General features: G+C 69.2%; 21 protein-coding genes. 14 read left to right on the forward strand and 7 right to left on the reverse strand.

Annotated features, from left to right (window positions below):
- Positions 1–3: 3 nt before the first annotated feature.
- Together ACFMRZ_RS26940 and ACFMRZ_RS26945 are read right to left on the reverse strand one after the other, a co-directional pair.
- Positions 4–408, reverse strand: a complete 405-nt coding sequence (locus ACFMRZ_RS26940; RefSeq protein WP_280270627.1) for a roadblock/LC7 domain-containing protein — start codon at positions 406–408, stop codon at positions 4–6.
- On the reverse strand, positions 405–3911 hold the full coding sequence (locus tag ACFMRZ_RS26945) for an ATP-binding protein (protein ID WP_400181232.1): 3507 nt from the start codon (positions 3909–3911) through the stop codon (positions 405–407). Before ACFMRZ_RS26945 ends, ACFMRZ_RS26940 begins: the two co-directional genes overlap by 4 nt.
- 383 nt (positions 3912–4294) lie before the next feature.
- Between ACFMRZ_RS26945 and ACFMRZ_RS26950 the strand changes: the two genes are divergently transcribed.
- From ACFMRZ_RS26950 to ACFMRZ_RS26975, 6 genes are all read left to right on the forward strand, one after another.
- A complete protein-coding gene (locus ACFMRZ_RS26950) occupies positions 4295–4984 on the forward strand; it encodes a response regulator transcription factor (RefSeq protein ID WP_187685297.1) in 690 nt (229 codons plus the stop codon).
- Positions 4985–5075: 91 nt separating this feature from the next.
- Positions 5076–6458, forward strand: coding sequence for a HAMP domain-containing sensor histidine kinase (locus ACFMRZ_RS26955; RefSeq protein ID WP_280270644.1), 1383 nt, complete (start codon positions 5076–5078; stop codon positions 6456–6458).
- Between the two features lie 143 nt (positions 6459–6601).
- Positions 6602–8122, forward strand: coding sequence for a trypsin-like peptidase domain-containing protein (locus ACFMRZ_RS26960; RefSeq protein ID WP_400181233.1), 1521 nt, complete (start codon positions 6602–6604; stop codon positions 8120–8122).
- A 65-nt stretch (positions 8123–8187) separates the two neighbouring features.
- Entirely contained in the window at positions 8188–8712 is a 525-nt protein-coding gene (locus ACFMRZ_RS26965) for a molybdenum cofactor biosynthesis protein B (RefSeq protein ID WP_400181234.1), read from the forward strand.
- Between the two features lie 624 nt (positions 8713–9336).
- Positions 9337–10014, forward strand: a complete 678-nt coding sequence (locus tag ACFMRZ_RS26970) for an MspA family porin (RefSeq protein WP_280270624.1) — start codon at positions 9337–9339, stop codon at positions 10012–10014.
- A gap of 58 nt (positions 10015–10072) precedes the next feature.
- Complete coding sequence (locus ACFMRZ_RS26975; protein ID WP_400181235.1) at positions 10073–10753, forward strand: MspA family porin; 681 nt, start codon at positions 10073–10075, stop codon at positions 10751–10753.
- Positions 10754–10814: 61 nt separating this feature from the next.
- Here the strand turns inward: ACFMRZ_RS26975 and mscL are convergent, their stop codons facing one another.
- From mscL to ACFMRZ_RS26995, 4 genes are all read right to left on the reverse strand, one after another.
- Complete coding sequence (gene mscL / locus ACFMRZ_RS26980; protein ID WP_400181236.1) at positions 10815–11222, reverse strand: large conductance mechanosensitive channel protein MscL; 408 nt, start codon at positions 11220–11222, stop codon at positions 10815–10817.
- Positions 11223–11377: 155 nt separating this feature from the next.
- Positions 11378–12064, reverse strand: a complete 687-nt coding sequence (locus ACFMRZ_RS26985) for an SAF domain-containing protein (protein ID WP_400181237.1) — start codon at positions 12062–12064, stop codon at positions 11378–11380.
- Between the two features lie 110 nt (positions 12065–12174).
- Positions 12175–12513, reverse strand: a complete 339-nt coding sequence (locus ACFMRZ_RS26990) for an FmdB family zinc ribbon protein (protein ID WP_400181238.1) — start codon at positions 12511–12513, stop codon at positions 12175–12177.
- A gap of 66 nt (positions 12514–12579) precedes the next feature.
- Complete coding sequence (locus tag ACFMRZ_RS26995; protein ID WP_400181239.1) at positions 12580–13188, reverse strand: 5-formyltetrahydrofolate cyclo-ligase; 609 nt, start codon at positions 13186–13188, stop codon at positions 12580–12582.
- A gap of 283 nt (positions 13189–13471) precedes the next feature.
- Here ACFMRZ_RS26995 and ACFMRZ_RS27000 point away from each other — a divergent pair, with 283 nt between their 5' ends.
- From ACFMRZ_RS27000 to ACFMRZ_RS27035, 8 genes are all read left to right on the forward strand, one after another.
- Positions 13472–14419 (forward strand): UTP--glucose-1-phosphate uridylyltransferase, encoded by a 948-nt coding sequence (locus ACFMRZ_RS27000; protein ID WP_280270618.1) that lies wholly within the window; start codon positions 13472–13474, stop codon positions 14417–14419.
- 64 nt (positions 14420–14483) lie between these two features.
- Positions 14484–15737, forward strand: a complete 1254-nt coding sequence (gene glp / locus ACFMRZ_RS27005; protein ID WP_280270617.1) for a gephyrin-like molybdotransferase Glp — start codon at positions 14484–14486, stop codon at positions 15735–15737.
- Between the two features lie 9 nt (positions 15738–15746).
- Positions 15747–16397 carry a GNAT family protein gene (locus ACFMRZ_RS27010; RefSeq protein WP_280270616.1) on the forward strand — a complete coding sequence of 217 codons (651 nt, stop codon included), beginning with the start codon at positions 15747–15749 and terminating at the stop codon, positions 16395–16397.
- 235 nt (positions 16398–16632) lie between these two features.
- Positions 16633–17733, forward strand: a complete 1101-nt coding sequence (gene glpR / locus ACFMRZ_RS27015; RefSeq protein WP_400181240.1) for a gephyrin-like molybdotransferase receptor GlpR — start codon at positions 16633–16635, stop codon at positions 17731–17733.
- Positions 17734–18176: 443 nt separating this feature from the next.
- The gene (locus ACFMRZ_RS27020; RefSeq protein WP_280371631.1) at positions 18177–18482 is read left to right on the forward strand and encodes a hypothetical protein; all 306 of its coding nucleotides are present in this window, start codon (positions 18177–18179) and stop codon (positions 18480–18482) included.
- Positions 18482–18907, forward strand: a complete 426-nt coding sequence (locus ACFMRZ_RS27025) for a hypothetical protein (RefSeq protein ID WP_280270613.1) — start codon at positions 18482–18484, stop codon at positions 18905–18907. The genes ACFMRZ_RS27020 and ACFMRZ_RS27025 overlap by 1 nt, the downstream gene beginning before the upstream one ends.
- Positions 18897–19490, forward strand: a complete 594-nt coding sequence (locus tag ACFMRZ_RS27030) for a TetR/AcrR family transcriptional regulator (RefSeq protein ID WP_400181241.1) — start codon at positions 18897–18899, stop codon at positions 19488–19490. The genes ACFMRZ_RS27025 and ACFMRZ_RS27030 overlap by 11 nt, the downstream gene beginning before the upstream one ends.
- Before the next feature lie 176 nt (positions 19491–19666).
- Positions 19667–20461 (forward strand): aldose 1-epimerase, encoded by a 795-nt coding sequence (locus tag ACFMRZ_RS27035; RefSeq protein WP_400181242.1) that lies wholly within the window; start codon positions 19667–19669, stop codon positions 20459–20461.
- An 11-nt stretch (positions 20462–20472) separates the two neighbouring features.
- Here the strand turns inward: ACFMRZ_RS27035 and ACFMRZ_RS27040 are convergent, their stop codons facing one another.
- The gene (locus ACFMRZ_RS27040) at positions 20473–20649 is read right to left on the reverse strand and encodes a hypothetical protein (RefSeq protein ID WP_187689621.1); all 177 of its coding nucleotides are present in this window, start codon (positions 20647–20649) and stop codon (positions 20473–20475) included.
- Positions 20650–20717 lie beyond the last annotated feature (68 nt).

Consider the following 20717-nt stretch of genomic DNA (forward strand, 5'->3'; position numbering starts at 1 on the left):
TCGCTAGACCGCTCTCGCCTTGGCCTGCACCACGGATCCGACCCGATCGACCAGTAGCGCCATCTCGTAGCCGATCCGGCCGATATCGTGCTGCTTGTTGGCCAGCACGGCGAGATGCGAGCCGTTGCCGACGCTCATCACCAGCAGGTAGCCGCGCTGCATGTCGACCACGGACTGCATCACCTTGCCGCCGTTGAACAACTGCGCCGCGCCCGACGACAGGCTGGCCAGCCCGGCCGTGACCGCCGACAGCTGCTCGGCCCGGTCCGACGGCAGGTTCGGGCTGGTGGCCTGCAGCAGCCCGTCGGCCGACACCAGCACCGCATGGGAGACGCCGGGGACCTCCCGGGTGAAGCGGGCGACCAGCCAGTTCAGATTTTCGTCGGTGGTCTGCTCGGTGTCGGTCATGATAGGCCTCCGTCATCGTTGTACTGGGCATCTGCTCGTCCGCTGCGGACACCACTCAGATGCCTCGACAAGTTGTTGCGGATCTCCTCGGGATCGGGAGCGCCCGGTTCCTCGGCCGGTGCCAATCCGCCCGGCACCAACTGCGCACCCGGACGCCGAATCGGCAGGCCACCGCTGGTCCGGTCGATGGTGGCCGGTTGGCTGGCATCCGCGGCGGCGGCCCAGCCCTCGTCGGCCGGGGATGCCCACATCCCGGCCGGTGTGCTCGACGACGGTTCCACCAGCCACTCCGAGACCATGCGCTGGTAGATCGGAGTGGCGGGGCCGGACGCGCCCGATTCGGGAGCGGTCGATCCCGTGGTTTCCCGGAGAGCAGTCGCGGGCTCCGGTGTCGCCGGGCGGGTGACGTTCGGGCCCGTACCGGTCGCGCGAGTCGCCGATCGCGCGGTGGTGGGTGGGGGCGAAAACGCCTCGCCCCGTTGCGGATCCGGCTGCGAGCCGCCGTCGATCCGGGGCGACTTGTCGAACTGAGGAAAGGTCTCCTCGCGTGGGGCCGTGGCAAAGCCCGACCCCGACATGAACCCCGACCCCGAACCCGATTTCGACCCCGCGCCGAACCCAGAACCCGTGGTGGACTGCGGGTCCGCGCCGAACCTCGAGCCCGGGTCGGCCTGTGAGTCTGCGCTGAACCTGGAGCGCGTGTCGGCCTGTGGGTTCGCGTCGAACCTCGAGCCCGTGTCGGACTGCGAGTTCGCGTCGAACCCGGAGCCTGTGTCGGTCTGCGGGTCCGCGCCGAACCCAGAACCGTTGTCGGCCTGTGGGTTCGCGTCGAACCCCTGGCCTGCGCCGGACTGCGGGTCGGATGCGGCGTCCGTGTCGGCCTGCGCGTTCGCCGAATTCGAGCGCGGTTGGAAGGTTGAGCGCGGCTGGAATCTCGAGCGCGCTTGGAAGTTCGGGCGCGGTTCGGAATTCGAGTCCGCCTCGAACTCTGAGCCCTTCTGGAACTCCGCGTCCGCATCGAACGTCGTGTCCGGGCCGAACTCCGAGTCCGGGTCGAACTCGGTACCTGCCTCGAACTCCGAATTCGGCGCGAAGTCCGTGTCCGCCTCGAGGTTCGAGTGTGTGGCGAATTCCGGAGCGTCGTCGAAGGCCGAGGCGTTTTCGAAGTCGGACTCGGCGAACCCTGCGCGGGTTGCGAGCGGCCCGTCGGCGTCGAAGTCCGAGGTCGTCCCGGACGGTTCGGCGGCGGACTGCAGCGGGAGGAGGGCGGTCTGCTGTGTGGTCAGCCCGGGTTCGTCGGCATCGTCGTAGTCGCGCTCGCCCGGCTCGTCTTCGGGATCGGCCCACATGTTCAAGGCCGGGCGGGCGGGCGGCACCGCACGCCAGGAGCCTGTGGTCGGTGGGGTCCAACCGTTGTGCGAGTCGGCATCTCGGTCGCCGGGCGCGGGGTCGACGTCGGAATCGGTGGCCGCGAGGGCGGAGACGGACTCGGGGGTGCGGCGTTGCGGGAGACCGGCGCTGGTCGTGCCGTACAGCGACGGCTCCGCGGACGGCACGGCGGTCAGGAAACGCTGTGTGGCGTTCGCGGGCTCGTCCTCGACACCCGCGGGGGCGGTGAAGGTTCCGGTGACCGGTGCTCCGCCGTCCGCCGGCGACACCAGCGAACCCGGCAGGTGCACACCGGCCGTGATGCCCGACTGGTGCGACATCGACGAGGTGCGCCGCAGGCTGACGGTGATGGTGTGCCGCTTCGCGAGCCGCCCGACGACGAAAAGCCCCATGCGCCGGGCGGTTTCGATGGTGACCTCGCCACCGGAGGCCAGTCGCTCGTTGATGGCGGTTAGGTCGTCGCCGGACATGCCCAGGCCTCGGTCGGTGATCTCGATCAGGTAGCCGCCGTCCACCGCCCGGTTCACCGACACCGCCACCGGGGTGCTGGGTGGCGAGTAGCGCAGCGAGTTATCGATCAGCTCGGCCAGCAGGTGCTCGATGTCGACGGCCGGTTCACCGGCGACGATACCGTCGGGCACGGAACCGATCTCGACGCGCTGGTAATCCTCCACCTGCGAGACCGCGCTCCACAGCATGTCCGACAGCGGCACCGGCGGCAGATGCCCGCGGCGCAACGCCGTACCGGCCAGCACCAGCAGGTTGTCGCCGTTGCGGCGCATGCGGGTGGCGAGGTGGTCCAGCCGGAACAGGCTCTGCAACCGCCCGGAGTCGTCCTCGTCGCGCTCGAGATCCTCGATCAGGGTCAGCTGCTGTTCGACCAGCGATTGGCTGCGCCGCGACAGGGTCTCGAACATGCTGCTGATCTGCAGTCGCAGGCGAGCCTGATCGGCCGCCAGATGCAGCGCCTGGCGGTGCATGTCGTCGACGGCCCGGGCCAGCTGACCGATCTCCTCGGTGGTCTGCACGTCGACCGGGACGATCTCCGGTGTGGCGCCGCCCTGGCGCACGACCGCGAGTTCGGCGGGCAGGTCGTCGTGCGCGACCTGCAGGGCGTCGCGCCGCAGCCGCCGCACCGGGACGACCAGCGAGCGGGCCACTGCTAGGGCCAGCGCCAGCCCCGCCAACAGCGTCACCACCACGATCGCCACGTCCCGCAGCACCTGCCCGCGGGCCTCGGTGAGGCTGTCGCGCAGGCTGGTGTCGATCAGGTCGACCAAGCGGTTGGTGGAGTCGGTGTAGATCCCCGAACTGATCCGCAGCGAGTCCGCGACACCGGGTAGCTCGATGGGCTCCACCGAGTTCTGGTTCAGGGCGTCGACGCGGGTCTGCAGGGCGGCGAGCAGCACGTCGGGCCGGTCGGCCGTCTCCGGATAGACCGCGGCGTACTGGTGGATCGTGGCCGATTCACCACCGGCGGACAGCAGCGCCTGCGACACCAGCGCGGGATTGTCGCCGAGTTCGCCGCTGATGATCCACAGCTGCTCCTGGGTGAACATCTGCCGGGCGATGGCGATGACGCCCATCTGCACGTAGTACCGCTCGATCGCGGTCTCTTTGGGGGTGGGCAGCGCGGTGATCGCGGTGTCGATGTGGGTGGCGACCTCGTCGGCCTGCTTGCCGATCTGCATCGGTGAGGTGCCGGTGCGGTTCTCGCGCAGCGCGCGTCCCGCGGCGAGCGCGTTGTTGATCGCGGTGGTGACGCGCTTGTCCGCCTTCGATACCTGTAGTGCTGCTTGCAGATTGGCCAGCGACTGGTCGAAGTGTGCGGCGTCCTGGTCGAGCGTCGGCTTCGCGGCGCGATCGCCGGGACCGTCACCGGCCGCGGTGATCGCCAACTGGTTCGCGGCCGAACTGTATTCCAGCATCGGCCGGATGATTCGAGCCTGCTCGCCGGCCGTGTTCAGTTGCGAGATGGTAGCCAGCTCGTCTTTGATGCGCAGCACAGCGAAGACCGAGGCGAGGATGACGGGCAGCAGCAGAACGATGCCGACCTTGCTCGTCACGGACAGGTTGGACAGATTGCTCTGCCATGGCCGCGGTGCTGTGCCCATACCCGCTCGTGTCGCCTCCGCTTGCTTATGGCCCTCCGGTCCGGGCGCGGCGCCGACCGCAATGCCCGCCGAAGCTCGGAAAGCTCCCACCCGAGACCTGATTCGTTGCCCGGGTGTAGCGGCCTTCGGGGTGTATCCCGCGCACAACCAACTGGAGGTCTTCTTTTACGGCTCGCAACATACCGCGTGGAGTGGGCTACGGCAATTCGGAACTCCCCTGCGCGAGGGGTCGATTATTGCTGACCACAATATGTTTCGCAGCTTATGTGATGGCTCACCCATGGCCCGCCGGACGGGTGAGTGGCCATCGCCGCAGGAAGGCCCGGCGTGTCGCATGTTTGCTTCTCAGTCGGCTCTCAGTCGGTACGGTCAGACTGATGGTTATGCGCATTCTGGTAGTCGATGACGATCGGGCGGTGCGCGAATCGCTGCGTCGATCGCTCACCTTCAACGGCTACTCCGTCGATCTGGCCGTCGATGGGGTCGACGCCCTGGACCGGGTCGGGGTGCAGCGTCCCGACGCCCTGGTGCTCGATGTGATGATGCCGCGGCTGGACGGTCTCGAGGTGTGCCGCAGGCTCCGCAGCACCGGCGACGATCTGCCGATTCTGGTTCTCACCGCCCGCGATTCGGTCTCCGAGCGGGTCGCCGGGCTGGACGCCGGCGCCGACGACTATCTGCCCAAGCCGTTCGCGCTGGAGGAGTTGCTGGCCCGGCTGCGCGCCCTGCTGCGCCGCACCGCCGCCGACTCGGGCGTCGAGTCCTCGGAGGCGATGCGGTTCGCCGATCTGTCGCTGGATCCGGTGACCCGCGAGGTCGCCCGCGGCGAGCGCTCGATCAGCCTGACCCGCACCGAGTTCTCTCTGCTGGAGATGCTGATGGCCAATCCGCGCCGGGTGCTGACCCGCAGCCGCATCCTCGAGGAGGTGTGGGGTTACGACTTCCCGACCTCGGGCAACGCGCTCGAGGTCTACATCGGTTACCTGCGCCGCAAGACCGAGGCCGAGAACGAGCCCCGGTTGATCCATACCGTGCGCGGCGTCGGCTACGTGCTGCGCGAGACCCCGCCGTAGGAGTGCCGTAGTGGTGGGTAGAACAGTTCCGCGCCGACCGGTGGTCGCCGGGCTGCGGCCCCGGTCCGACGCGCACGAACTGCGCCCGCCGATGCCGCTGACGCGCTCGGTCTCCCTGCGCTGGCGTGTGACGCTGCTGGCCGCGTCCGTGGTGGCGGTGGCTGTGGCGGTGACCTCGATCGCCGCGTACGCCATGGTGGCGCGCGCGTTGTACGCCGACGTCGACAATCAGCTGCGGGCCCGCGCCGAAGCCATGATCGACAACAACTTCGATGCCTACGGTGTCGTACCGGTGCTGCAATTCGCGGGCCTCTACTCCAAGGAGGTCGGCGTCGCGCTCATCTATCCGGACCCGGAACAGGCGTACGTGCCGCCACAGCAGACCCTGCCGCCGATCGGGGAGCCCGAATTGGCGGTCGCGCACGGCAAATCCGCGTCCTCGCTGCGTACCTACGGCAACCAGCGGGTGCTCGCCGAACGGATGAAAAGCGGTGCGACACTGATCATTTCGCAAGGATTGCAGCCGACCAGGCGCGTGCTCGACCGGCTGGCGTGGCTGTTGTTCGTGATCGGGGGCTGCGGTGTTGTGGTCGCCGCCGCGGCGGGGACGGCGGTGGGGCGCACCGGTTTGCGTCCGGTCGCGCGGCTGACCGCCGCCACCGAGCGAGTGGCCCGCACCGACGACCTGACGCCCATCCCGGTGACCGGCGACGACGAATTGGCGCGGCTCACCGAGAGTTTCAACACGATGCTGCGCGCGCTCGCGGAATCGCGCGATCGGCAGCGGCGTCTGGTCGCCGACGCCGGGCACGAATTACGCACCCCGCTCACGTCATTGCGCACCAATATGGAATTGCTGATCGCCTCGCAGCGCCCGGGTGCGCCACCCATTTCCGAACAGGACATGGCCGAATTGCGGGCCGATGTGATCGCCCAGATCGAGGAATTGTCCAATCTTGTCGGTGATCTGGTCGATCTCGCGCGCGAAGACGCCCCCGAAAACGTTTACGAACGAGTCGATCTGGGCGAGGTGGCCGAGCGTGCGCTGGAACGCGCGCGGCGTCGTCGAACGGGCCTGGAATTCGTCGCGGAGTTGCGGCCCTGGTTCGTCTACGGCTACGAGGCCGGTCTCGAACGGGCCATTCTCAATGTGCTGGACAACGCGGCGAAGTGGAATCCGGTGGGTGCGCCCGTCCTGGTCAGGATGCGCGAAACCGGGCTTGGGCTGCTCGAACTCACCGTCGACGATGCCGGGCCCGGGATCCCGCCCGCCGAACGGGAACTCGTTTTCGAACGCTTCTACCGAACGACCGCCTCGCGCTCGATGCCCGGCTCCGGATTGGGTCTCGCCATCGTCAAACAGGTGGTGACCAAGCACGGCGGGACGATTGTCATCGAAACGTCCGAGCGTGGCGGCACCCTGGTCCGCATCGTGCTCCCCGGTGCGGGTGAGCCTCCGCCCGAGGACGCGTAAATCCGGTTCGGAGCGCGAGCCGGGGCAACCCTAGGATGACGAGAGGCAGGCACGGATGTCTCGGACAACTGATAGTGCGGTCTCAGTCCGCTCTCAGTCGGCGTCACCACACTAGGCGGCAGACTCGAGGAGAAACGAGAGAAATGACCGAGGACTCGAAGGACACGCGGGACGAGTCGGCCGCGCCGAGCGGCCCGGCCTCGCACCCCGACGCCCCGCGCCCCGCCCAGCCGCAATCCGACCCGCGGCTCGCATCGAGCGCCCCCACCCCCCAGCAGCCGTATCCAGGCCAGCCCCAACAGGACCCATACGTCCCGCAAAGCCCATGGGCCCCAACCCCACCCCCGAACTCACCGCAGGGCCCGGGTGTCGTGCAGGATTCGGGCGCTTCCTATGGCCCGAATCAGGCATACGGTCCGCAGGGGCCGAATGCCGAGCATGCCGGTTACGGGATGGGGGATCAGCAGACGGCTCCGCTGCCGCCGTATCCGCCCGGCCAGGGTGTCGGATATCCCGCGGCGTCGGCCGGGTATCCGGGGACGCCGGGGCGTCGCGGGCGGGCGGGCCTGATCGCCGGTGCCGTGGCGCTGGCTCTGGTCAGTGGTGGCGTCGGAGGTGCGGTCGGCGCGCTCGTCAGCGGTTCGGACGATGGTGGATCGTCCACGTCGATCAATGCGCTGAACGCCCCGTCGCCCAAGTCCGGGCAGCCCGCCGCCAACGCACCCGCGGGCACCGTCCCCGCGGTCGCGCAGAAGGTGGTGCCCAGCGTCGTCATGATCCAGGTGGTCGGGGCCCGCGCGCAGGGTGAGGGCTCGGGCGTGGTGCTCTCCTCGGACGGGATGATCCTCACCAACAACCACGTCGCCAGCGGCGCCGGGCCGAACGCGAAGATCGAGGTGCAGTTCAGCGACGGCAGCGTCGCCGGCGCGACCGTCGTCGGCCTCGATCCGGTGTCGGACCTGGCCGTCATCAAGGCCGACAAGACCGGCCTGACACCCATCGAACTGGGCTCCTCGCAGAACCTCCAGGTCGGCCAGTCGGTGGTCGCGGTCGGCTCCCCGCTCGGCCTGGCCGGAACGGTGACCACCGGCATCGTGTCCGCCCTGAATCGCCCGGTCTCCGCCAGCGGCGAAGGGGGCGCCGAACCGGCTTCGGTCATCTCCGCGATCCAGACCGACGCGCCGATCAACCCCGGCAACTCCGGTGGCGCGCTGGTCGATATGAACGGCAATCTCATCGGGATCAATACCGCGATCGCGACGCTCGGCTCCTCGGAACTCACCGGACAGCAGAGCGGTTCGATCGGGCTCGGTTTCGCCATCCCGGTCGACCAGGCGCGCCGGGTCGCCGATCAGCTGATCAAGACCGGTCGCGCGACGTATGCCCAGGTCGGCATTACCGTGTCGCGCGCCGACGACATGAACGGCGCTCGGGTGCAGGACGTCACCCCGGACGGCCCGGCGGCCAAGGCCGGGATCCCGCCCGGCACGGTCGTGACCAGGGTCGACAGTCAGGTCATCGACTCGGGCAACGCCCTGGTCGCCGCCATCCGCTCACATCAGCCGGGGGACAAGGTGAAGATCACCTATACCGACGACAAGGGACAGAACCCGAAGACCGCCGAGGTGACCCTCGCCGCTGCGCCCGCGGAGGGAGGCCGATGAACCGCCGCCCGCGCCCGGTCACGGTGCTGGACGAGCGCCGTCCACGCCCCGGGGACACTGCGCCGATGTCACAGCTGGACGCTACGGTGAGCAACATGGAAATGGATGCCGCTGTGGCCGGCCGTGCACTTGTGGTGGTAGTCGACGACCGTACCGCGCACGGCGCGGTGGATTCGCTGGGGCCGCTGGTCACCGAGCTGCTCACCGAGGCCGGATTCCTGGTCGACGCCACGGTGCTGGTCGCCAACGACGAGGTCGAGATCCGCAACGCGCTCAACACCGCCGTCATCGGCGGCGTCGATCTGGTGATCTCGGTCGGCGGTACCGGCATGTCCCCGCGCGACGTGACGCCGGAGGTCACCTCCGAGGTGCTCGATCGCGAGCTGCCGGGCATCAGTGAGGCGCTGCGCTCCTCCGGGCTGGCCGCCGGTTCTCTCGACGCGGGCCTCTCGCGCGGGCTGGCCGGCGTCTCCGGCAGCACGCTGGTGGTCAACCTGCCCGGCACCCGGGCCGCCGTGCGCGACGGCATGGCCACGCTGAGCCCGCTGGCCGCCCGGGTCATCGACGAGCTGTCCGGATTGGACGAGTGAGCCACACCGAGCAAGACGACCCGACCCCGCGCCCGAGCCGTTCCGACGACTCGACGCGGGGTCGCGTTCGTCCGGAGTCCGATGCGGCGCGACTGGCCCGCATCTTCGGAGATACCCTTCCGCAAACAACCAGTGACGAACGGTCGCCCGACGGCGAACGGGCGGGCTCGCCGGACGACTGGTTGCGTTCACAAGTACCCCCTCATCACGGCTGACCCGTCGCATCACGGCGCTATCACAACGTCTCGTATGTGCCATTGCTCCGATCACCCCTCGATTGGGAGCGCTCACAGCATTTATGCGTAAAACGTGATATGTCGCGGCTTGTTGTGTGATCCAGATCACACCTAGTTTACAGGGCCTTGCGTTGTCAGGTAGATGCCGGTGCGTTTAATGTCCCACTTTGGGCTGCTACACCTGCGGATCCCAACGGCTCGAGCAAGGCGTGCCGGCGCCGACCTCAGCGGAACAGTGCCCAGTTCCGACCGTTGGTTGTCGTTGCCGGAAATTTGGCGTCGGTTACACGGCGGCAACAAGCCAGCGACAAACTGAGCTGGGCCTGAAGGGACCCGCTTTTCAACCTCGAAAGCCGAGGTTGACAGTTAGAACCTGATGAGGGGAAGTATGAGCGAGAACCGCACCATCGGTCTGCGGCGTGGTGCCCGCTTCGCGGGTATCGGCGCAGCTGCGGCCGTTGCCATCGGCCTTTTCTCCACCGGCGCCGCCAACGCCGACACCTTCGTACCGTTGCCGGACGGTCACAAGGTGGGTCCCAATGGCGTTGTCATCACGCGCACCGGAGAGCACGCGACCATTTCACCGTCTCTGGCGGCCAACGGTGCGGGCCGCACCGTGTGGGTGTCGGGTAACGCCATCGCCGACGTGCCGAACGCTCCCGAAGCGGAGGTCGGCCCGAACAACGGTCCACTCAACGCGCCGGGAACGAACAATTCGTCCACGCACGGCGCGTCCCAGGTGAACTCCGGCTACATCGTCGGTTGCCAGGTCAACATCGGTTCCGATGCCATCTCCGCCGGTATCTCCGGCGGCGTCAGCATGACCGATGCGAGCATCGGCGGTTCCATCGGCCTGGAACTCGGCCCCGGCGACGTGAAGTTCGTCCAGATCGACTACAAGGACATCACGAAGCCCGGCCGCTACTCGGTCGAGTACCAGGATGCGGAGATCGAGATCCAGAATTGCGCGGGTTATGCCCAGGCGCGGTCGTACACGGTCGTCGAGGTCGTCGGTGACCACTACTCGAAGACCACTCTCTACGGGCAGCCGTTCTCCATCGGCTGACGTTGGTCGATTCCGCCAAAACCATTACCGCGTAAAGCGATTCATCGAGGGACTCGTTATGAACATCCGTAAGACCGTGGCCCGTGCGGCCGGTATCGGCGCTGTCGCGACCGCCGCTCTAGGCCTTTTCTCCACCGGTGCCGCCAACGCCGACACATTCATCCCGCTGCCGGGCGCGGAACTCACCAAGACCCTGTCCGATGGCACCGTCGTGCACATCTGGGTCGACGGCGAATCGGCGAACATCAATCCGTCCATGGGTTCGACTCCGGTGCACCGCAATGCGTGGGTCACCGGCAGCGCCCATGTGGACATCGGCGGTGACACCAGCGCCACCGGCGGCAGCATCTACCCCGGTTACGTCGTCGGCTGCCAGGTCAACATCGATGGCGGCGGCGTCAACGGTGGCCCGGAGGCGGGCGCGTCGTGGGACACCGAAGGCAAGGTCACCCCGTCGGTCAAGGGCAGCGGCGGCGGTGACCTGACCCTCGGACCCGGTCAGGCGCAGTCGTTCTACGTGCTCGATCTGGAGCAGGCCGACGACTACGGCAACGAGGCGCACAAGAAGCGCAACAAGTTCAAGGGCAACAGCGGCTCGGTGTCCTGGGCCGACGAGACCATCGGTCTCAACGGCTGCGGCGGCTACGCGCAGGCGCGGTCGTTCGTGAGCGTCGAGGTCGAGACCGACAACGTCATCTCCTGGGTGACGGTGTGGGGTCAGCCCTTCAGCATCGGCTGATCACCGGTACGAACCGATAACCGAGGGGCCCGGCGCCATTCCGGCGCCGGGTCCGTCGTGTTCAGGTTTCGTGCCGACCGCCCGCGCTCTTGCCGCCCTCGGCGAGCAGATCGCGAATCTCGCGCAGCAGTTCCAGTTCGGTCGCCTCGTCCTTGGTGGCCGCGCCCCACCGTTTCTTGGCCCTGGCCGCCGGCATCACCAGCACGAAGTACAGGATCGTCGCGATCATCAGGAAATTGACCGCGGCGGTGACGATCGGCCCGACGGCGATGAAGGTGGCCGGTTTATCGGCGTCGAGCTGGATGCCCCAGCCCAGTTCGTTCTGTTCGCCGAGCAGCGCGAGCAACGGATTGATGATCCCGTTGGTGAAGGCCGTGACGATCGCGACGAAGGCGGTGCCCAGGACCACCGCGACGGCCAAGTCGATCACATTCCCGCGAAGCAGGAACTCCTTGAAACCCTTCAGCATTGCGGCTCCTGTCTCCTCACCGCGCCCTGGCATCGGGCAGAAGTGCTGGTAGTGGTATGTAGCGCGGTGGAGGGCTGCGTTTCGGATCGGGTAGACCGGATGCTACTCGAGTTGAAAGCAAATATTCGGCGAACTTTGTGAAGGTCGCGTGCCGGTCAATGGAAGACGACGGTCAGCGCGCTGGTGAGTGAGGCCGCCGCCACGATGGTGGCGGGCGCGGGATCCAGCGCGACGAGCACGACTCGCTCGTCGGAACCACGGACCTTGGCGGCACCCGCGATGAGCACCACCACGGCATCGGTGGCGAGCGTGTGCGGCGGCGCGGGACCGTGCGCGCCCTCGGTGGCGTGCTCCGCGCCCGCGATCACATCGACCCGGTCTCCGGTGCGGAGGATGTCGGCAACAGCGTTGTCCGCCAAGCGAATCGGCACGATGCGGGCCTCTCGCGCACCGGTGGCCGCCGTGGCCAGCCGCGGGCCGAGTACGCGGAGGTCGGTGAGTATCTCGCCCGCCCGCACCGGCCCGGTCACCGTGGCGCCCAGTACGGGTGCGATGTCGCGGAGAGCGCCCTCCGGCAACATGCCCGCAGGGCGGGGGACGCGGTGCAGATCGGCGGTCTCCAGCACGCGGCCGGGCGATAGATCGCGTGCGGCGACAACGACGTCGACCGGGTGCGTGTCGGGGTCGCCGCGCAAGTACAGGGCTCCGGCCAGTACGACGAGCGCGGCCGCGAGCACACGGCGGGCCAGCGCGGCATCCGCCCACGCGGGGCGGTACCGGATCAGCCTGTCCCAGTGCGGTTCCCGGCCCAGGTCGGCATCGCGGCGCGGTCGTCGTCTCATGCCCGGGACGCTACGTCGGGCGACGCCGATCAGCGCCGGAAATCAGCTGGTCGAAACCGGGCTGTGGATAACGAGAATGCTGTGGAAAACTCGCCGGAGGCGAGCGTCGCTCAGGCGACCGCCGAACCGGTGGTGGCCGTGCTGGAGCCGTTGGCGGAGGTGCTGGTCGACGGCTTGGGGTCGGACGACGACGAACTCGACGAGTCCGCGCCGTTGGACGAACCGGACGACGAGCTGTCGGCCTTGGCGGGATCGCTCGCGGTCGAGGAACCGTTGCGGCTGTCGGTGCGGTAGAAGCCGCTGCCCTTGAAAACGATGCCGACCGAGTTGAACAGCTTGCGCAGCTTACCGTTGCACTTCTCGCAGGTGGTGAGTGTGTCGTCCGAGAACGACTGCACGATGTCGAATTTGTCACCACACTGCGTGCACTGATACGAGTAAGTAGGCACAGGAACCTCCACAGTCTCCGTCGTTGGCACTCTACAGCCGACAGTGCCAACAGTGCCAATCCGGCCTTAATTCCCGGTCACGCGCCTGCCCAGCCGCCGCAATCCGCCGCCGGGAGTCAGCGCCCAGCCCATCCGCCGATCGTGCGGTTCCTCCGGCAACCGGGACACCAGTTCGTCGTCACGCACGACCGCGACCAGCCGGGCATCGGGGCGCGCCGCGGGCAGGGTGCGGTCGTAGTATCCCGCACCGCGACCCAGCCGCACTCCCTCGAGGTCCACGGCCAGCGCCGGGACGAGGATCACGTGCGCCGATTCGATTGCGGCCGTGGACAATCGGGGACCGTCGGGTTCCAGTAGCCCGTACCGCCCGCGGCACAACGAACCGGCGCCGGTGTACTCGGCCCAGTCCAGCGGGCCGGGCGGCCCGGTCACCGGCAGCAGCACGCGGGCGCCGCCCGCACGCAGCGCGTCGAGCATCGCGGTCGAGCCCGGTTCGCCGCCCACCGGCACGTACGCGGCCACCCACGCACCGTCCGCCCACTCGGTGGCCAGTCGCCCCACGGCCGCGGTCAGCGCGTCCGCCTCGGTCTTCCGGACCTGCGCGCCGACGGCGGCCCGGCGCGCCGACAACTCCGCGCGCCACTGCTGTTTGTCGCGCTGACCAGCCGTATTCACCCGACCACGATAGGACCCGCGCCGAGTGTGATCTTGCCTGCGGGTGCGTTTCTCCGTCCGATCCACGGGTAATCCTGTGCCACCACAGGCCGGGCGTCGGCCGAGTTCTCCGTGGCCGCCCCGCGTGCGTGTGCCGAACCGGCTTCGTCGAGTGAACCGCTCGACCGGCCGTTTCCGGACCGCCACCGGCAAGCGCCGCTCTCGGCCGACGCTTAGGCTCTCCGGATGCCGGGCCCGGTCGAAGCGGGTCCGGCCGACGAATCTGATGGATAGGGTGTGCGACATGACAGCTGACGCCGGAACGGACGCGCCGCAGGCCTGTTTCCGCACCGCGGTGGTGCCCGCGGCCGGGCTCGGAACGCGGTTCCTGCCCGCGACCAAGACCGTGCCGAAGGAACTGCTGCCGGTGGTGGACACGCCCGGCATCGAACTGGTCGCGGCGGAGGCCGCCGAGTCCGGTGCGTCCCGCCTGGTGATCGTCACCTCGCCGGGCAAGGACGGCGTGGTCGCGCACTTCGTCGAGGACCTGATGCTCGAGAGCACGCTCGCCGAGCGGGGCAAGTTCCAGCTGTTGGAGAAGGTCCGCAAGGCGCCGGGCCTGCTCGACGTGACCTCTGTTGTGCAGGAGGAGCCGCTGGGCCTCGGCCATGCCGTCGCGCAGGCCGAGCAGGTGCTCGACACCGACGAGGACGCCATCGCGGTACTGCTGCCCGACGACCTGGTGCTGCCCAGCGGTGTGCTGGAGGTGATGGACCGGGTGCGCCGCAAGCGCGGCGGCACCGTGCTCTGCGCGATCGACGTGCCCAAGGATCAGGTCAGCGCGTACGGCGTCTTCGACGTGGCCACCGTGCCCGACGCGGTGAACCCGAACGTCCTGCGTGTCAAGGGCATGGTCGAGAAGCCCGAGCTGGCCGAGGCGCCGTCCACCTACGCCGCCGCCGGCCGCTATCTGCTCGATCGCGCGATCTTCGACGCCCTGCGGCGCATCGAGCCCGGCGCGGGTGGCGAACTGCAGCTCACCGATGCCATCTCGCTGCTGATCGCGGAGGGTCATCCGGTTCATGTGGTGGTGCACCGTGGGTCGCGCCACGACCTGGGCAACCCGGGCGGTTATCTTCGTGCTGCGGTCGATTTCGCTTTGGAGCGAGAGGAATACGGCCCGGCGCTGCGCGAGTGGCTGGAGCGCCGGCTCGCTCCCGACTGGAATCCGCAGCTGACCTCGTCCGAGTGACGGGTGCGGCTCGGTTCTCGTCGTGCGGGGTCGCCAGGACGCCGGACTATGAGGGAAGGGCTGCATGCGCTCGGTTGAGGACCAGCAGATCAAGGTGACCGCGGCGGCCGTCGCCCCGCGGCCCGTCCGGGTCGCGATCTCCGAGGCCCAGGGTCTGCTGTGCGCCGAGGACGTCGTCACCGAGCGGCCGCTCCCGGGTTTCGACCAGGCGGCCATCGACGGCTACGCGGTACGCAGCGTCGATGTGCAAGGCGCGGGCGCCGATATTCGGGACGAGGACGGCCAGCCGATCGATCTGTCGCTGCCGGTCGTCGGTGAGGTCGCCGCGGGCTCGCGGCAGCCGATCCGGTTGCAGCCGCGCCAGACCGTGCGAGTCGACACCGGCGCGCCGCTGCCGACTTTGGCCGACGCGGTGCTGCCACTGGATTTCACCGACGGCGGGCGCGCCCGGCTGAAGGTGTACGAGCCGGTGCGTTCCGGCGACTACGTGCGCCGCATCGGCGACGATGTGCAGCCCGGTGACATCGCGGTGCGGGCCGGGACGATCATCGGCGCCGCGCAGGTGGGGCTGCTGGCCGCGGTGGGCCGCGACAAGGTGCTGGTGCATCCGCGGCCGCGGTTGTCGGTGATCTCGATCGGCGGCGAGCTGGTCGACATCGATCGCACGCCCGGTCCCGGCCAGGTCTACGACGTGAACTCCTATGCCCTGGCGGCGGCCGCGCGCGACGCGGGCGCGGACGTCAACCGGGTCGGCATCGTCAGCGCCGATCCGGGCCGGTTGCGTGATGTGGTGGAGGGCCAGCTGGTTCGTTCGGAGGTGGTGGTGATCGCCGGTGCGGTCGGCGGCTGGGCCTCCGAGCAGATCCGTGAGGCGCTGGCCGGGCTGGGGGAGCTGGAGGTCGCCCGGGTCGCCATGCATCCCGGCTCGGTGCAGGGCTTCGGCAGGCTGGGCCGCGACGAGGTGCCGACCTTTCTGTTGCCGTCGAATCCCGTTGGGGCACTGGTGGTTTTCGAGGTGATGGTGCGCCCGTTGATCCGGATCGCGCTGGGCCGGCGGCATCCGATGCGGCGGGTCGTGCGGGCGCGCACCATCATGCCGATCGCCTCGATGCAGGGTCGCCGCGGCTATCTGCGGGCGCAGCTCATGCGCGACGAGCAGACCAGCGAGTACCTGGTGCAGCCGCTCGGCGGCAACGGATCCTCACATCTGCTGTCCACGCTCGCCGAGGCGAACAGCCTGATCGTGCTCGACCCCGATGTCACCGAGGTGCGCACGGGGGACGAGGTTCAGGTCGCCTTCCTCGCCCAGCGCGGGTGAGATGTGGACATGAACGTGTTCCGGGCGGCGCAGCATCCGGGCTGGCCCGCACATCTCGGCCCCGTACGGGTCGCCGCCGGCCGGGTCACCCTGCGCCCGATCCGCCTGCGTGACGCCGCCGCCTGGGCCCGCATCCGGGTCCGCGACCGCGAACATCTGGAGCCCTGGGAGCCGACCGGCCGCGGCTCCTGGGAGGCCCGCAACCACCCGTCCAACTGGCCGTCCCTGTGGTCGAGCCTGAAAGCCGAGGCCCGCCGCGGCGCGATGATCCCCCTGGTGATCGAGGTCGACGGCGCCTTCGCAGGCCAGCTCACCGTGGGCAATATCGTGCGCGGCGCGCTGCGCTCGGCCTGGATCGGCTACTGGGTAGCGAAAGATGTCGGAGGCCAAGGAGTAGCCACCGCGGCCCTGGCCCTGGGCTTGGACCACTGCTTCGGCCCCGTAGGCCTGCACCGAGTAGAAGCGACCGTCCGCCCCGAGAACCTCCCCAGCCAAGCAGTCCTCCGCAATGTGGGCTTCCGAGAAGAAGGCCTACTCCGCCGCTACCTGGACGTAGACGGCTCCTGGCGAGACCACCTCCTGGTAGCGATGACCGCCGAAGAAGTCACCGGCACGGTAGTGGACCGCCTGATAAAAACAGGCCGAGCCACCCTCCCATAACCCCCGCCCCCTGTTACCCCTGTGACAGGTGTGGACGGCGCGCCTGCGGGATATTCCTGTGGCACGGCACTAGCCTACGGACGTCGGTGGTGCGTCCCGCACTACCGGAAGGGAGCCGGCGGAGTGACCCGACCAGGCGGCGGTGTAACCGGCGCGCCGACGGGGCGCTGCGCCGGTCACGAGGTGAAAACCGTCGAAGGGACAACGGCCGGGCGGGGACGGAGGTGCGAGCGCGATGCCGAATTCGATCTTGTGGGTCGGCCTTGTCGTGCTCTGGGTCTTCGTGCTGTTCCCGATGCTCGCCGACCGGCACCCGCGCATCCGGCGTACCACGGATGCCGCGCTGGCCACCCGGGTGCTGCACCGCGGCGACACCAAGCGACGTATGAAGAAGGGCCCGGCCGCCGGGCACGAATCCGACCCGGACTGGGTGCCGACCCGCGTGCACAGAAAGCTTTCCCACGGCGATGATGCGGAGGATCGGATGACGACATCGACCGATGAGACCGTCACCGAGCACGACGACGAGACCGCCCGCGACCGCGATCCGGCCGAACCGACAGCCGAGACCGACAGCGAAATTCTCGAGGCCGAGATCGACGACGATGCGACCGATGATTCGGCCACCGACGACGACGCGCCGCCTGCCGGCGCCGATCTCGAGGGCACGGAGGCCGACACCTTCGACGACGCGGCGACCGACGCGGACTTCGAGGAGTACGACGAGGAACCCGCCGCCGAGCCCGCTCCGGCGATGGCGCGCATCCCCCCGGCTCCCGCGGCGGCCGACCCGGCAGCGCTGCCGGAGGAGGACGAATTCGATGCGGACGACCCGGATTTCGTGCCGACCCGGCGTGGCCGCGGTGGCTACGACCCGGAGTCCGACGCGATGGCCCGCCGGATGCGCTACCGCTTCCGTCAGCGCACCGCGCTCGGTCTGGCGTTGAGCGCCTTGATGTTCGGCGGTTTCGCGTTCGCTGTCGCGCCGATGCTGTGGTGGGGCTGCGCGCTGGCCGTCCTGACGCTCGGCACCTATCTCGCCTACCTCCGCCGCCAGGTGCGCATGGAGGAGGAGATCCGCCGCCGCCGTGCCGCCCGCCTGTCCCGCGGCCGTCAATTACCGGACCGCCCCGCCACCGACGGCCGCCCCGCCCGCGACGACAGCGCCGCCCTCGACCGCGACGCCGCCCGAGTCCTGCGCCGCCGCGCGGTCGTTCTCGACGTGGACGACGAGGACGCCGCCTTCGACCACCTCGAGCCCTTCGACGCCGCGACCGCCCGAGCCACCCGCAACCGCGCCGCCGGCGGCGAAATCCGGCGCGCCGCAGGCGAATAGGCCAGTTCGCTACGTCCCCGATTCGCGGGTCGGCGTTTCCCCCGGCTCAACGTGACTGTCCTCGGTGCGGCGGAGGTCCACCACGAGTGGGTACCTCCGTCGAGCCAGACGCGGTGCGGTTCAAGGATTTTGGCGCGGCGGGGATGCCACGGCGGTCTCCCTCCCACACGCCTTGACATATGTTCGGCGGGTCTGCGCCCGGTCGTGATCAGGACGCCGACGCCGTGTGGCCGTCGAACAGCGAACCAGACGGTGTGCAGAACACGCAGGGGGCCGGTGATGCGCCGTGTCGGCGGGCCGGTGCCGTCCTGATGGCGGGACGCAATAGGTCTGGAGTCGGAACCCCGTTGAGGGCACGGTTTACCAGGTATTTCATACGAATGTATTGACTCGTGAGGTGGCGAGCTCCTATCGTGCAATACGAACGTATGAAAGGAGCTTCTATGCTGCGGGTAGTTGAGTTGGTGGGGTTGTGCGCACCGCTCGTCGGGGCTGCGCTGGTGCTGTATTACCGGCGGCGGATGGGTGGGGCGTTCGGATTCGCGCTTGCGGGTGCTGCGGTGGCGGGCGGCGGTTCTGTGGTCGGCGTGGTGACCGGTCGGGCGATGTGGTTCGGCGGCGGTGGGGCGGAGGGCATCACCGAGCGGATGGAATTCGGGGGCGGTGTGCGTAATTTGCTGCTGGCGGGGGCCTGGGTGTTGCTGTTGGTCGCGATTACGCGGCGGCCGCGCCGGGTCGAGGTGCGGTGATGGCGGGATCGGTGGTGTTCGGGGCGGGGGAGGTCGCGGTCGTGGCGCTGGCCGTCGGGTCGCTGGTGTTCGGGCTGCGGCTGGCGCGGCGATATCGGATCGCGGGGTTGTCGCTGGCGGCCGGGTCCCTGGTGTGGTTGCTCGCGGAGGCGCTGCGCGGGCTGCAACTCGGTGTGGTGGGCCCCGCGTTGGCCGGTGACGAGCACGAGTCCGCGCGCATGATCGTGAACCTGCTGGGCGACACGGTCTACTTCGGTGTCGGCGGGATCGGCGTGCTGCTGCTGTTCTTCGCGGCGGTGGTCGAGCGGCCCGACGTGGACGGACGTCGCGAGCCGGTCGCGGCGGCGCGGCAACTCGGCGCGGCGGCCTGGCGCTACTATCGAGACCGTAATCGGCGGGAGAGGAGTCGGCCCGATGGGCGCTAGGCAGGCGGCGGCGACCGCCGAGGCCACCGACCGTCGCCGCGCGTTGCTCGACCGGCTGGCCGAGGTGATCGCCGAGGACGGGATCGAGGGCGTCAGCATCCGCACCCTGGCCGCCCGCGCCAACGTGTCGATCGGCACCGTGCAGTACTACTTCTCGACGAAGAACGATCTGCTGCTGCGGGTTTGGGAGCACGTGCGAGACGAGGCGTCCCGCCGCTTCCTGAACTCCGGCGTCGCCGACCTGCCACCGGAGGAACGCCTGCACCGCCTGACCGACCTGCTCATCGCCCCCGACAGCGACGACACGCTGGCCCGCGTCTGGCTCGCCCTGGCCGCCCGCGCCGCTCACGATCCGGAGATCGCCGCCCTGCACCGCGGTCAGTGGCAGCAGACCGAGGACATCATCGCCCGCGCCCTGACCGCCGTGAATCCCGCCCGCGCGAGCGAAGCCGCCGACGCCGCGGCCGAACTACTGGGCCTGCTGGACGGTCTCACCATCGCGGTCCTCACCGAACCGAACCGCATGCCCCCGGGCCGCGCCACCCGCATCGCGCGCCGCTGGACCGCTGCCTGGTCGAGCTAGTCCGGCGTCCGCCACGGCACAGCAGGCACCCGTGCGCGGCGCGTCGCAGGGATGCGTGACCGGTTCGCGGTGATCTTGTGGCGGGACCGTCGGTGCCCTGTGACATGCTGTGGATGCCGATCGGAAACCGTTCGGCCGGGACACGATCGGAGTCTGTCGAGGCGAGGAGGCGTGGCATGGCCGACGCGGAACTGGAGCTGACCGCCGGCGACACGCGGATGGTGGTGAACACCGCCACCGGCCGGATCGCGAGCCTCGATATCGGCGGCCTCGGCATCCTGCGGACCGGCGCCCGGTTCGGCAGCTTCCCCATGGCACCGTGGTGCGGGCGCATGCGCGACGGCGTGCTGACGTGGCACGGGCACACCTACCAACTGCCCCGCAACGCCGAACCACACGCCATCCACGGCACGGTCCGCGATCGGCCCTGGCGGGTGCTCGACAACGACGGCACCGAAGCCGTTCTCGCGCAGGAACTTACCGAGCCGTGGCCGTTCGCCGGGCGAGTGACGCAGTCCTTCCGGCTTGCCGCCGACTCCGCGACCTTCCGCATGAGCGTCGAATCGGCCGCTGATTCCTTTCCGGCACAGGTCGGCTGGCATCCCTGGTTCCGGCGGACGCTGGACACCGACGGCAAGGCGGTCGAACTCCGATTCACCCCGGCGTGGCAGGAGCGGCGCGGCGCCGACTATCTGCCCGACGGCCACCGTATCGCCCCGCTGCCGGGCCCGTGGGACGACTGCTTCGCCATGCCCGAGGGTGTGGACGCGACCCTCACCTGGCCGGAAACCCTCGAGCTGACGATCACCAGCCCCCTGTCGTGGGTGGTGGTCTACGACCTCCCGGCCGAGACCGTCTGTGTCGAACCACAATCCGGCCCGCCGAACGGCCTGAACACCGAGCCCCGGACAGTCACGCCGGAGCGGCCGCTGGTGGCCGAGATGTCCTGGCGGTGGCGCGCTCTCGACTGATCAGCCGCGGCTCACCGCGCGCGCGAGGAATCGGGAACCAGGCGTCCGGCCTCGACGAGGGTCCGCACCGCCGCCCGTCGCCGGGGGCACTCCTCGGTGCGGCAGTTGAGATGCATCTGCATGATGGCGTGGGCCTTCTGCGGCGTCAGCTGGAGGGGCTCGATCCAGCAGGTACTGAACATGTCCACGTCGGATGCCTCTTTCTCGATCCCGGAAACCCATCGGCGCGCCGTGCCCGGGGGACCGCAACGCCGGT

The sequence above is a fragment of the Nocardia sp. N2S4-5 genome (assembly GCF_044628355.1).
GTDB lineage: Bacteria > Actinomycetota > Actinomycetes > Mycobacteriales > Mycobacteriaceae > Nocardia > Nocardia wallacei_B.